At 37.8% G+C, this 13,148-nt stretch carries 14 protein-coding genes and 2 pseudogenes; 9 read left to right on the top strand and 7 right to left on the bottom strand.

The window, feature by feature from the left end; all coding sequences use genetic code 11:
- Positions 1 to 554: 554 nt before the first annotated feature.
- Positions 555 to 1,112 (bottom strand): tyrosine-type DNA invertase, encoded by a 558-nt coding sequence (locus tag PR809_RS16400; RefSeq protein ID WP_102140592.1) that lies wholly within the window; start codon positions 1,110 to 1,112, stop codon positions 555 to 557.
- A gap of 329 nt (positions 1,113 to 1,441) precedes the next feature.
- On the opposite strand from PR809_RS16400, the gene PR809_RS16395 reads away from it, so the two are divergent.
- Positions 1,442 to 1,804 (top strand): YibL family ribosome-associated protein, encoded by a 363-nt coding sequence (locus PR809_RS16395; protein WP_102140591.1) that lies wholly within the window; start codon positions 1,442 to 1,444, stop codon positions 1,802 to 1,804.
- A 231-nt stretch (positions 1,805 to 2,035) separates the two neighbouring features.
- On the opposite strand, the gene PR809_RS16390 is transcribed toward PR809_RS16395, so the two are convergent.
- Both PR809_RS16390 and PR809_RS16385 read right to left on the bottom strand, forming a co-directional pair.
- Entirely contained in the window at positions 2,036 to 3,151 is a 1,116-nt protein-coding gene (locus tag PR809_RS16390; protein ID WP_206277022.1) for an alpha/beta hydrolase, read from the bottom strand.
- A 67-nt stretch (positions 3,152 to 3,218) separates the two neighbouring features.
- Positions 3,219 to 4,421 carry an MFS transporter gene (locus PR809_RS16385; protein WP_206277023.1) on the bottom strand — a complete coding sequence of 401 codons (1,203 nt, stop codon included), beginning with the start codon at positions 4,419 to 4,421 and terminating at the stop codon, positions 3,219 to 3,221.
- Between the two features lie 111 nt (positions 4,422 to 4,532).
- Here PR809_RS16385 and PR809_RS16380 point away from each other — a divergent pair, with 111 nt between their 5' ends.
- Positions 4,533 to 5,447 (top strand): LysR family transcriptional regulator, encoded by a 915-nt coding sequence (locus tag PR809_RS16380; RefSeq protein WP_206277024.1) that lies wholly within the window; start codon positions 4,533 to 4,535, stop codon positions 5,445 to 5,447.
- A 377-nt stretch (positions 5,448 to 5,824) separates the two neighbouring features.
- On the opposite strand, the gene PR809_RS16375 is transcribed toward PR809_RS16380, so the two are convergent.
- Both PR809_RS16375 and PR809_RS16370 read right to left on the bottom strand, forming a co-directional pair.
- Positions 5,825 to 6,859 (bottom strand): virulence RhuM family protein, encoded by a 1,035-nt coding sequence (locus PR809_RS16375; protein WP_206277025.1) that lies wholly within the window; start codon positions 6,857 to 6,859, stop codon positions 5,825 to 5,827.
- A gap of 588 nt (positions 6,860 to 7,447) precedes the next feature.
- A pseudogene (locus tag PR809_RS16370) lies at positions 7,448 to 7,639 on the bottom strand (alpha/beta fold hydrolase); the annotation flags it as partial.
- Between the two features lie 49 nt (positions 7,640 to 7,688).
- Between PR809_RS16370 and PR809_RS16365 the strand changes: the two are divergent.
- Entirely contained in the window at positions 7,689 to 8,048 is a 360-nt protein-coding gene (locus PR809_RS16365; RefSeq protein ID WP_206277026.1) for an ABATE domain-containing protein, read from the top strand.
- Positions 8,049 to 8,090: 42 nt separating this feature from the next.
- A complete protein-coding gene (locus PR809_RS20140; protein ID WP_206277027.1) occupies positions 8,091 to 8,267 on the top strand; it encodes a CGNR zinc finger domain-containing protein in 177 nt (58 codons plus the stop codon).
- A 27-nt stretch (positions 8,268 to 8,294) separates the two neighbouring features.
- Here PR809_RS20140 and PR809_RS16360 read toward each other — a convergent pair whose 3' ends face one another.
- Entirely contained in the window at positions 8,295 to 8,627 is a 333-nt protein-coding gene (locus tag PR809_RS16360) for a winged helix-turn-helix transcriptional regulator (protein WP_206277028.1), read from the bottom strand.
- 275 nt (positions 8,628 to 8,902) lie between these two features.
- On the opposite strand from PR809_RS16360, the gene PR809_RS16355 reads away from it, so the two are divergent.
- The 4 genes and pseudogenes from PR809_RS16355 to PR809_RS16340 form a co-directional block, all read left to right on the top strand.
- Positions 8,903 to 9,205 (top strand): ArsR/SmtB family transcription factor, encoded by a 303-nt coding sequence (locus PR809_RS16355; RefSeq protein ID WP_102140585.1) that lies wholly within the window; start codon positions 8,903 to 8,905, stop codon positions 9,203 to 9,205.
- A gap of 388 nt (positions 9,206 to 9,593) precedes the next feature.
- Positions 9,594 to 10,325, top strand: coding sequence for an AzlC family ABC transporter permease (locus PR809_RS16350; protein WP_102140584.1), 732 nt, complete (start codon positions 9,594 to 9,596; stop codon positions 10,323 to 10,325).
- A complete protein-coding gene (locus tag PR809_RS16345; RefSeq protein ID WP_241098810.1) occupies positions 10,322 to 10,615 on the top strand; it encodes an AzlD family protein in 294 nt (97 codons plus the stop codon). Before PR809_RS16350 ends, PR809_RS16345 begins: the two co-directional genes overlap by 4 nt.
- Positions 10,616 to 10,968: 353 nt before the next feature.
- A pseudogene (locus PR809_RS16340) lies at positions 10,969 to 11,179 on the top strand (transposase); the annotation flags it as partial.
- 367 nt (positions 11,180 to 11,546) lie between these two features.
- Here PR809_RS16340 and PR809_RS16335 read toward each other — a convergent pair.
- On the bottom strand, positions 11,547 to 11,813 hold the full coding sequence (locus PR809_RS16335) for a DUF2798 domain-containing protein (protein ID WP_206277054.1): 267 nt from the start codon (positions 11,811 to 11,813) through the stop codon (positions 11,547 to 11,549).
- A gap of 381 nt (positions 11,814 to 12,194) precedes the next feature.
- Between PR809_RS16335 and PR809_RS16330 the strand changes: the two genes are divergently transcribed.
- Positions 12,195 to 13,148: a zinc-binding dehydrogenase gene (locus PR809_RS16330; RefSeq protein WP_102140581.1), complete on the top strand. Its 954-nt coding sequence runs from the start codon at positions 12,195 to 12,197 to the stop codon at positions 13,146 to 13,148.

The following is a 13,148-nucleotide window of genomic DNA, read 5'->3' as shown; positions in this document are numbered from 1 at the left end:
TTATGTTGCATTATGCATTGATTTTCATAGGTATTTTATTTATCCAATTGATTATTATTGATAATTGATTAATTTTTTTGTTATATTTTATATTGCTGTATTTTAAAACATCAATTAAAGGTTTTTAACTTACAAAAACCAAAAATATGAATTTATCATCTAAATGATTTCACTTACATCGTGCCGTTTCACAGAGCGGCTTTATTGGATAATCAAAAATAGACTATTATTGTGAAGAAAATGATTAAAATATGATAATAATTAGTTAACCACGAAAGTGATTTGCTGACACTCTTAATTTGAGTAATTAAATCATGATAATTCAAAAAAAAAAGAATAAATAAAATTATTAACTAATTTTGTTTTTAGTGACTGGAAAATAAATTATTTGAGTATGCTATTTATGGGTTTAAAAATAATCATTGCCCTTAATATGCATAAGAATACCTCAGTTTTATAAAATCAATCACCTAAATAACCGAGGTATTCTTGATGTTTAGTTCATATTATTATGTTTAGCGTTAGCTTTATGTTGACACAACTCATTAAATTACTTATTGATTCGACCAAATACCACTAAATCTTTTTTCATTACTAGCAGTATAAATTACAGTATGGGCGATATTTCGATGTCCTAAATAATCTTGGATTAATCGAGTGTCCCTACCCAAATCAGCTAAAGCATAGCCGCATGCATGCCTTAGCATATGAGGATGAAGCTTTACAGGAAGCCCTGCAATTTTCCCATACTGCTCAAATAAGCGATAAATTTGATAACGAGAAATTTGGCTTCCCTTTTGTGAAATGAATAAACAATCTGACCCTGCTGTTTTCCAAGAATCTCTTTCAACTAGCCATTTTTCAATCGCATTAAACTCTTCGGGGATTATAGGCTGTACGGTAGACAGCCCTCCTTTTAGTCTCCTAATAAATATCACTTTCTGCGCCAAATCAATATCAGCCATTGTGATATGAGTGAGCTCACTAACTCTTAATCCATGCAGAAAGCTCATTAATAACAAGCAATAGTCTCGATTAGGATAGCGACCTTGCTTTGTAGCATCCAATAAAGAATTAACTTCTGTACGTGTAATAAATTTACGTTTAGTCATTATGATCTCATCTATACCTCATTATATTTCGCTATATACCAACGATAAATTAACTAAAAATAATAATTTTCCAGAAAATTAAATATAATATGTCAGAAAAGTCAGTGATGATACCGAAATGCAACAACTTAATCATGATGTCACTAGGATATAAAAAACGAAATATGATGAATAGTTGAGTGGAAATTGATTTATAAGGTAGTTATATTGTTTTCATTGCATGAACGATAAAGGTAGCCTCACATGAACATTAGCCTGTATCCCTTTTCCCCCCTTATCTAGAATAGTGTATACTTGCCAGCAAGAAATTTATCCACGGTTAATGAACAATGAAAGAAATTGAAAAAACACAAATTAAACTTCTTAGCGACCGTTTAGACCTTATTCGTCACCAGATGGCAAGTATGCAGCTGACGAGTGAAGTAGAAAAACATTCAGAGCTAGAGAAAGAAAAAGCGACACTGGAAATTGAAATCGCTCGCCTGAAAGCGCTGCGTAACAAAAAACTAAGCAAAGAAGCGCAAAAGCTTGTAGATATGCCATTCAAGCGCCCCATCACTAAGAAAGAACAAGCCGACCTTGGCAAACTGAAAAAGTCAGTGCGAGGCTTAATAATCGTCCATCCAATGACGGCATTAGGCCGTGAAATGGAACTGGATGTTATGACGGGTTTTGCTAAAACTGATTTTTAGTTAAAAATCATCCCAATTAAAGTCTGCAATACCTAACGAATACTGGAAGGTTCTTAATACACTTTTCGTGATTATGAACCGCTAGCCAGTAATTCAACCGTTAATCATCCCCTCTTTGATCAGATACTGTTTCTGTATTACCTACTGGCGAAATTGAGTGCCACCAACAGATCGAACGCGGTAACTGACAGCAAGCACATTATTTTACTAAAAAATAATGCGCTACTATATTTATAAATTCTGTTGAAAGAAAACAGTGAGTTTATCGAAAGGGATCTTGCTTGGATTATCATATAAATCAACATGATCAGCATTTGGAATAATCAAGAGTTCTTTAGGTTCTGAAGCCACTTTGTACACATCTTCTGAATAATAACGAGAATGTGCATTTTCCCCCGCAATCAGCAAAATTGGTCTTGGTGATATCATTTCAATATTGGTATGCATTGGAAAATTAAAAAAAGATATAGGCGTTGTTGCTGTCCACGCGGTTGTTGAGTTAATTGAACGAGGATGAAAACCTCGAGGAGTACGGTAATAATCAAAAAATGCGGCTAATACAGGCAGTGCATTCTCTGGCAAAGTCTCCGGTAAAACACGTTGCCCCTCGATAATATTGCCATCTTCATCGAATGGCACCTCATGGTAACCTAAAGCATAGTGTCCATTTTTTGCATCTTTCCAGCGCTGCTGGCTAAGATAATCAATCACTTTATGTCGTTCTTCAATGGTGTAACTATCTTGGTACCCGCGGCTAATACTGCGAGACATATCGTACATTGATGCCGTCGCTACGGCTTTAATACGTGAATCGCTACTCGCTGCGGTTAAAGCCATACCACTTAATCCACAAATAGCTAGCACCCCAATACGATTACGGTCAACATTTGGCTGTAGACCTAAAAAATCAACAGCCGCACTAAAATCTTCCGTATTGATATCCGCAGAAGCAACATTTCGAGGCTCACCACCACTTTCCCCCGTAAAAGAGGGATCAAATGCGAGAGTAATAAAACCACGCTCTGCTAATGTTTGCGCATACAACCCCGAAGACTGCTCTTTTACTGCGCCAAATGGACCACTCAATACAATCGCAGAAAATAATCCACCACTATGTTTAGGTTGATATAAATCTCCGACTAAGGCTAAACCATAACGATTTTTGAATGTGACTTTTTTATGTTCAACCTTATCACTTTTTACAAAGGTTTTATCCCATAGCTCACTGAAATTTGTATTTGGTTGCGCTAATACTGGCGCTGTAATTATCGATGCCATACCTGCAACAGCAATACTTGCCCCCGTTAATTTCAATAAATCTCTACGTTCATGATCCATAATGTACATCCTCTTTTAGTCATTTCTTTGGAAAAGCTCTATCACCGCTTGTTTTGGTAATATTCCAGCCCATGGGTTATGTTTCCTTTTCAGCCTTTGCTGTGCACTGAACAAGTATTGCTGCAACTACAAGAAATAACGCACTGATTGCAAAAGTACTTTCATAGCCCATCAAATCAAATACTATGCCTCCCACCGAAGCACCTGAGGCAATGGAAAGTTGGATCACTGCGACCATCAACCCCCCTCCTGCTTCTGTGTTATTTGAAAATATTCGAGGTATCCAGCTCCACCAACCAACAGGCGCGGCAGTCGCGATAAACCCCCAAAGACTCAATAATACGGTGGCAGTAAGAGTGGAATAGCCAAAGAAAATAAGTGATACAGCAATACTGGCCATCAATAATGGAATCGTGATTAATATTTGATAGAACCCTATTTTTAATACACGATTAATCAGTAAAGTTCCGATAAATCCAGTAATACCAATAAGTAACAAGATAAATGTCACCATCGAGATATCGACTTTTACCACGGTCTCAAGAAAAGGGCGCACATAGGTAAATAAGGTAAATTGCCCCATAAAAAATAGACCGATAGCAAGCATACCCAGTGTGACAACCCGGTATTTAAAAAAGCTAAAAATACTGAGAATCTGAGGCGTATTTTGATGGCTATTCGGAGCAGTTGGCATTGAGGGTAAACTCACCCATAACCACACAATAGTTGCAATCGCGATAGGTACTAAGCCTAAAAATGCCCCTCTCCACCCAATAGTTGAGCCTAGATAAGCCCCTAAAGGTGCAGCAATAACCGTTGCTAGTGCATTGCCGCTATTGAAAATAGCCAGTGCCTTAGAAACTTGATCTATCGGTACAAGGCGCATTGCTATCGCGGCAGACATAGACCAAAAACTGCCAACAACAACACCGATTAGCGCACGGCCAACCATATAAACATAATAATTAGGAGCCAAAGCAATCATTGCACCTGACAGCCCCATTAAGAACGCGAGCCCGAGCAATAAAGTTTTACGATTTAAATGACGAGTCAGCGCAGAAATAAATAAACTCGTTATGACAGCAAATATTCCTGAGATCGTAATACCTTGTCCTGCCATGCCTTCAGTTACCTGAAAATCAAGCGCTAACGGCGTTAACAAGCTCACAGGCATAAATTCTGAGGCAATCAATACAAAAACACATAGCGTCATGGCAAAAACTGCACTCCAATTCGCTCTTTCAGGAAAATTTCGCTTTTGAAAAATGACATTATCCATCAGTTATATTCGCCTATGTACCTACGATATTTAATGGACATCATCATGTCATACAGGTAATAATTTAATTAGTGGGTATAATCTTCATAAACTTGTGAGAAAAATTCATTAATGATGAAAGGTAAAATGAATGACTTGCACGCTTTTCTTATCATTGCTCAAGAGCAAAGTTTTACAAAAGCGGCCGCAAGACTGGGTGTGACGCCTTCGGCATTGAGCCATACAATTCGACTTTTGGAAGAACGCTTAGGGATCCGGCTTCTCGCAAGAACAACCCGAAATGTTTCAGTGACAGAGGCTGGCGCACAGCTAATGAATGCCATCCACCCATTATTTGAACAGATTGATATTGAACTTAATGCATTAAGTGAGTTACGAGACAGCCCTAGAGGAACTATTCGCTTAAGTTGTACCGATGACCAAATAGAAATTTATATTCGACCAATATTGAATAATTTTTTACAAAAATATCCTGATATCACAATAGAAATATATGTGGACTATGGTTTTACAAACATTGTTGAAGAGCGTTTCGATGCAGGAATTCGAATTGGCGATGATATCAATAAAGACATGATAGCAGTTCGCATTGGGCCAGATTGGCGCTTAATTGCTGTCGCTTCACCTGACTATTTTAAACAGCACCCTAAGCCTTTATTTCCTAACGACTTATCTGAACATCAATGTATCAATATTCGCCATCGTGCTGCGGGGGCTATTTATGCATGGGAATTTAAACAAGATGGCCGTACAACGAGTATAAAGGTGGATGGGCAACTCGTTTTCAATAGTACACTACACCAGTTAAATGCAGCACTTGATGGAATGGGAATAGCCTATATTCCTGAACATTTAGCAGAGCCTTATATTGCCGACGGTAAGTTACAGGCTGTATTAATCGATTATAGCCCTTACTTTGAAGGTTTCCATCTGTATTACCCAAACCGTCGCCAATCCTCACCCGCTTTTATGGCTTTTGTAGAAGCAATAAGGTATCGGAACAAAGGAGTCGCACTATGTGGGTAATGGCGTTGATATTAAATGAGTTTATGGAGTTGGCTAAATAGCAGTACCCCCATTAATGCCCCCAGATTGGTTTTTGAGTGATAGGTTTTTAGAAACAATCATTTCCTTCCTCTATTCTTCTGTACATCACTATTCTTTTTTAGTTAAAAAATCGATCCTTTTAGGGAGTCCTGAGTTGAGGCAATCAATAACAAAAATACTGCCAAACTTGGTTCACAATCGAAAATATGAGTTGCCCTTGTTTCATATTTTTGTTCTTCCAACAGCTTGAATGATTCATAAGCTTGTGTGTGTGACTTACCCACTTCAACCCCTTAGTTATCCTGATAAAAGACTAGGGAGCAAAACATTACGCAAAAACTAGCAAGCGGCTTCTTTTATTTACTTTTTTTCAATAAGTCTTTCAACGCCGCAATATTCGCCCTTGCCCCTTCAGCTTCTTTTAATTGGCGACGCTTTTGAGCATAAATATCAAACATTTCTTTGGCTTTTTCGTCAGCAATTTTCTTACTAATCCCACCAGCACCCTGCAAAACTTCACGCTCATTGAAACTTAAAAACTGATCCAGCTTGGTATCCCAATCCTGTAAGAAAACCTGCTTACGGCGCAGTGCTTGGTCTTCGGCAAAGTCGAGCCACATATTGACGATACGGTTTAATTCTTTGAGCTCATTTTCACGTAGATAATTCTTCGCAATCGTCACATCCGTTTTACGAACTTCGTCCGACTTATAGCTGGTTAAGCCCATATCCGGCTGGCTAGCATCTGCACGACTGGCTATAAGCTCAGCAGCAGTCATGCCAGTACAAGCAAAATGCAGTTTGTTTTGAATGGTTTGGAAGAAACGATTGGTTTCTTTATTGGAAGGCTCGTAATCCACTGCCATAGTGAATATATCTTTCACCCGTAAATACACACGTCGCTCACTGGCGCGAATATCACGGATGCGTTCGAGCATCTCATCAAAGTAATCAGGCACGACTGACTGACCGACAGGCGGGTTCTTCAGTCGTTCATCATCCATCACAAACCCTTTGACCAGATACTGCTCCAGTGTTTGCGTTGCCCATTGACGAAACTGCGTACCGCGAACCGAACGGACGCGGTAACCGACAGCAAGAATGGCAGGTAAGCTGTAATGGTCGATCTCTCTGGAGACCTGACGATTTCCCTCTAATCGAACTATCCGGAATTTCCGGATGGTTGCGTTTTGAGCAAGTTCCCCTTCAGAAAAAATATTAACAAGATGTTCGTTAATTGTACGAACATCTTTTCCATACAGTTCAGCAATGGATGCCTGAGATAACCACAGCGTATCAGACTCAAAGCGGCATTCAACGTGAGTTTGGCCATCTTCACTGCGGAACAAAACAAATTCGCCCTGTGGTGCTTCAGGAAGATTGTCGCTCATCAAATTGCCTCCGCTCTCTATACGTTATGCATAAAATATGAACAACAATATAGCATATTTAACAAAAAAATAAGGCCACCAGCAAATAGGTAGCAAGCACATTATTTTATGAAAAAACAATATACTACTATTATCTATATTCTTTCTTTGCAAGAAAAATATTCATGCATTTTTTCAGTCATTACCCACGGCGCTTTATTCAGTTTAATATCATCACAATGCTATTAATTGAACGAATGTAAACTCGCTCACCTTTGATTTATGCTCTCGATAACTTATATCACGTACACGAGTTTAGCAAACAACGAACAGACAGAAGCCTTCGATCCATTGGTGTTAACCTCGCTCCCCTCCATCGGTCATTTTATAGGGGGTTACCATTGGCCTTGAGGCCGCTACCTGGCGGGCGTAAGGCTTCATCGTGGGGGCATCCAAAAAATAGGGAAAAATTATGCCCCCAATTTTGCCCCCAAACAGGGGTATAAACCAGTAAACATGGGGAGAATCAGACAGACTCCGAGATGATTAATCTTATTGATTTAAAAGGAAAATATAGACTTTGAGAGAAATTCAGAAACTGCGTTTGGCGGAGATAACATGATATTTTGCTGCTAGTTGTGGAATTAAATTACGGAACATAAAAGATGATGCTGCAAAGCCATGAAGTAACAATACTTTTTTATTGCTTGGACTTCCAGCTTCGCGATAAAAAATATTCATATCCCCTACTTGCTCATATCGATAATGACTTTGCAATTCTGTATTTGGTTTTATTTTCATAACAACCTCACGTAACCATTAAAATCAGATTTGAAGGTTAGGTTAAGCTATGCCAAATACCATTCAGGCTTCTCCGCTATTTCTTTCAGGAAATGTAGCACTAGATTTTATAAATACCCAGTATAGTGAGAATGGAATAGATAAAGATGTTTTGGCTAATAATCAAAGTGTTATAAGTTGGCTAGAACAAGTGGGGCAATTAAAGGAGTCACCTAATGTCATACCTATAGATTTAATGGTAATTTCCAAGCAATTAAGGACGGAACTAAAAAATATTATTGACCAATTACTCAATGGTCAGCCCCCCAAGTTGTCAGCGTTTAACCATCTCTTAGATGAAGTTCAATTTCTCGAACAATTAGATTGGGATAATGATAATAAAAAATTCATACTGCTAAAAAAATGCTGAGTTAAAAGCTCTCTCTCAATATTAGAGCCTGTTATTAGTTCAATGTTGTACTTACTTACTCATGAAAACATGCAATACATTCGGCAATGTGAAGCATCCGACTGCGTCTTATATTTTTTAGATTTAACTAAATCTCACCGTCGCCGCTGGTGTAGTATGTCAACATGTGGAAACCGTATGAAAGTTGCTGCATTTAGAGAGCGTAAGAAAAAACAATAAAATTGAGGTGTTAATTAGCACCTCAGTTTACTGAGTTTCACCTCTTTCGGCGTGTTTGGCTCCCCAGTCTCTCATCAAAACCAACAAAGGGGTTAATGTATTTCCATATTCAGTAAGGGAATATTCAACATGTGGAGGGACAATTTCGAATACTGTTCTCGTCACTATACCATCCTCAACTAGCTCTTTAAGTTGCATTGTTAGCATTCGCTGTGTAATGCCATTGATCATCCTTTTTAATGCGTTAAACCGACAAGTTTCATTTTCGAGTAAATGAAATAAAATTATTGGTTTCCATCTACCCCCAATAACTTTCAAGGTAGTGGTAACGGAACACCCATAAGGTTCATCATAATTCATTCGATTTCTCCATTGATATACAAAAAGACTATACATTATAAATGCCGTTTAATTATGTAAAGGATATTCTCTATATAAATCTTTTTTGAACCCAACAATAAAGATTGCAATGCCAATATCCAAATTCTTTCCAATAATAATAGCGCTTATAAGTAAGAAATTGATTTTAAATCACCTCCTTGACTTTTACACCAAGCCTTATACATTTCATATTGACATATCGGTAAATATCGATATCATGATACATCATAAATCTATTCAAGGCATTTTATATCATGGATCTATTGAAAATATTTAAAGCTCTTGCGAACTCGACTCGTCTTGAAATTTTGAATGGTTTAAAGGAGCCTGAAAAAAATTTCCCTCCACAGGATGAAGGCGATTTTAACACTGTAGGAGTTTGTGTTAGTAGTATTCAGGAATATGTTGGGTTATCACAGTCAACAGTGTCTGATTATCTTGCAACTCTGCAACGAGCGGGTTTAGTTGAAGTTAGGCGAATAGGTCAGTGGACTTACTATAAGCGGAATGAAGCAAATATCAGTTCGTTAGCTGAGCTTATTAAAGAGGAATTGTAATTTACATTTTAAAATCCAGATATCGAAATATCTCGATATTTGCTTCTACAAAAAGTGATAATGAACAAACCATTAAGTTATTAAATACTCCCAAGTTCGTATGATTTAAACAGGATAACACTATAATATTATTGAATTTTTAGTGTATTGAAAATAATGAGAGCAGTATGGGATTCGTTTAAGGAATGGATAAATATTCTATCCGTTTATCTTTTACCGCAGATGACTTGGCAAAAAAATTTTTATATTTGCTTGTAGTATTTTAGTGGGTACTTCAATAAACAATAGTTCAAATTATTTCACAACTAAAAACTTAATTAATGATTATTTACCGTATACAGACTAATCAGTTGGTTGAGCAAAAAATTATATTCATTAAGGTTATCATATGCTTAAAAATAAACTGTATAGTAACTCTTATGCTTCAATAGTGAAAGAAATATATCGGGGACTTATCTATGCATTGCCAGTATTAATTGGTTATATTCCTTTTGGTTTGCTTCTAGGAACACAGGCCGCACAAAAAGGGATATCCCCACTAGAAATGGGAATGATGACAGGTCTCAACTTTGGAGGTGGTTCTGAATTCGCGGTTATGCCGATATGGTCACCAATGCCCAATATACTAACAATCGTCCTGATCACGATACTGGTAAATAGTCGTTATCTAATCATGGGCATTACCTTTGCACCATTAATTTACCATTTACCGCCAAAAAAAGCGCTCCCTACACTGTTCGCTATGAGTGATGAAAGTTGGGCATTGGGAATGGCCGATGCAGCTCGCAGAAAAGCGAGTGGTCTAACTCCATTTAGTGGCTGGTTTTATATAGGTTTAGCTGGAGCTATGTGGTTGACTTGGGCCATTTCAACAATAGCTGGAGTAATCGTTGGACCTATGTTGGGTGATATCACTACTTGGGGCTTCGATATGGCATTTCCTGCTGTTTTTTTTGTCTTACTCAAGGGGATGTGGAAGGGCCTTAGAGCATCAATACCATGGGTTGTCAGCCTAATATGTGCTACCGTAACATACCAATTTATTTCAAATGCCTTATATGTACCTGTTGGAGTGGCCGCTGGATTCGCTACAATACTTCTGATGGGAGACAAGAATTGAGTTTACAAGTTTTATTCACTATCTTACTAATGGCTTTCAGTACTTTTGCGATCCGTTGCGCTGGTTATATAATTCTACGTAATCGTAATCTGAGCCCGAAAATACAGCAAATTATCGAAGCTGTTCCGGGCTGTGTACTGTTGACTGTAATCACTCCATATTTTGCTACTTCGTCCCCAGTAAATTTGTTAGCACTTGTAATATCAATTGTGGCTACATCACGTTTTTCCTTATTACCGGTGGTAATTATTAGTGTCGTATCAACTGCTGTTTTACGTGGGCTATTTTAATAAATATATTTCATGAATAGAAATACAGTACCATTCATGAAATGTGTCGTTTCTCTATTGTATTGTAAAATATCTATCACCTAAATATAAACTAAAAAATATGCTCAATCGGAGAGTTACAGTAATAGCTAAGAATTAGAAATAAAATATTTTAGATATCCATTAAAAATCTATGCAATATTATTCCAGAATAATTAACCTGGCTTGTATAGGGAAACTTAAAGCTCATGTGGATTAATATTATTTTTAGAACTTATCCTAAAAGGAATTATCGTACACTTAGTTAAAATAATTCCTGATGTCGAAATATGACAAGCAGAAAGTGACGAATTAGCAGTGATCTCTGGGGTAAAATGGCTACATACTCCCAGAGAACAAAATTCATCATCCGCTAGGGACACACCGCAAGCGCGTGGATAATCGTGCCACAGTGAACGCGATTTTATTCGTGTGCACAGAACAGGTTGTCAGTGGCATGCCCTGAATGCAACAAGCATTTGCTGATCAAACTCTGCCAATCGCCGCTTCCAGGAGTACTGTAAGGCCGGCGTTTTCGAGCGGTTCTGACAGAACAGATTACTTTCCTGAGAGAAGTTGGATGCCATTGACTAGCCATAGTTGTCAATGGCCAGCGCGTATCTGGCAAAATTGGTCACCGGAAAACTAATCATCTGTATACCGTAGGGGCGTCATCACTACTATCAGCTTTCCGGATTAAACATGACTGAAGTTATCGAATAAATGATTAATCTTACCTAGATTCAGGTAACAGCCGCTATCCAAAAATCCCCCCGCACCAGTACATTTACTATAGGCCCGAACCTGTTGTGAGCAACAGAGCTGGCAGGCCCGCACACCGGGCTATCGTGAAATGATGATTACTGGAAAAGGAAAAAAATTTCGGCAATGACTGGTGAGTCAGGTTTTGTAATTATGAGCTTCTGACCAGTAACCGCGATAATTTACGGGCAAACGGCAGAACAAATAAGACTGTCGGAAAAGCAATAGCCCAAGATATACTCCATGATGTCAGCCACGGGGAAACCAGTTGCCAGGAAAAGCCCAGTGCTTTGACCGTACTGATAAAAGAAACAATACCGCTCATCACCAGCGATAAGAAAAAAGGAACCAGAAAGATTAACGCACGCTGAGGCAGCTTAGGAAAACCTAAAATATAATTTTTGTCCTGAAAAGACATAGATGACTCCGTATAGTGACGACACAACAACACATAACCGTTGTAATTTACAAAGTTACATGCGTTGATTAACGTAAACGCTTACGGGTCAGAGAATTGACCGTTGATGATGCAATTCTATGAGTCTGATTGCATTTGTCAAGTGCAATTTATTCTCAATACCGCAATGTTTTTTTAACCCTGATAATTCAAAATCGTATCTGCTGAGACAGAATAAGGGAAGTCAAAAGCAAGAGATAATTATATATCTATAAAGGCTATCATCATTTATTTAGTTATCTTTTCGGTATATAAAATGATACTACATTACAAAATTGTGCGTACTTATATAAAGAATCATATATGTATACACTGCATTTTAACTCAAACATGGAGATTAAAATGAAAGCGGTAATTATTAAACAATTCGGTGCATCACAGGTTATGGAGCTGGTTGAGCAATCAACACCGAAGCCGAAAGATGATGAAGTACTTGTTAAAATAAAAGCTACATCCATAAACCCAGTAGATATTCAAACTCGCCGTGGTGACTATAAAGATGCTATTTCGTTACCTGCAAAATTAGGTGTAGATTGCGCGGGAATTATTGAAGCAGTAGGCAAACACGTCCAAAACTTAAATGTTGGTGATGAAGTTTACTATGTGCCAAGATTGCTTGAAAATGAAGGTAGTTATGCTACCCATCATATTGAGAAAGCGGCAATTATAGCTAAAAAGCCAGCAACAATCACTTTTGAAGAGGCTGCTACACTACCTTTATCTGCGGGGACTGCTTGGGAATGTTTAGTCGAAAGGGGGCGTTTAAAAGCGGGTGATAACGTTCTAATTCATGGTGGAAGTGGTGGTGTTGGTGTTTATGCTCTACAAATTGCTAAATATTTTGGTGCTCATGTGGTTACTACCTGTAATAATACAAATGAAGGATTTGTAAAGCAATTGGGCGCTGACCAGTACTATGATTATAAGAGTGCTGGTTTATACGAGAAAATTTATAATGACCATCCTAACGGCTTCGATATTATATTAGATACTGTAGGTCAAAAAACCATAGAAAACAGTCTTGCTTTGCTAGCACATGCAGGAAAAATTGTTTCTATTGTCGATATGTCAACACCGCAAAACTTGATTAATGGTTGGTCAGCTAACGGTGAAATTCATTTTGTATTTACGACTCAATCAGCTAGAAGGTTGGCAGATATGGCAGATGTCATCGATAAAGGTGGTATCAAACCTATATTAGAGCGAACTATGATGCTAACCGATATTGTTGCGGCTCATGATTTAATTGAAGCTGGTACAAGAAAAGGTAAAATAGCCATTGCAATAAATGGCTAA

Origin of the sequence: Providencia sp. PROV201, from assembly GCF_028479545.1 — a bacterium.
Lineage (GTDB): Bacteria > Pseudomonadota > Gammaproteobacteria > Enterobacterales > Enterobacteriaceae > Providencia > Providencia huaxiensis.
Note: the sequence above shows the minus strand (reverse complement) of the source record. Positions and strands in the feature narration are given on the sequence as shown.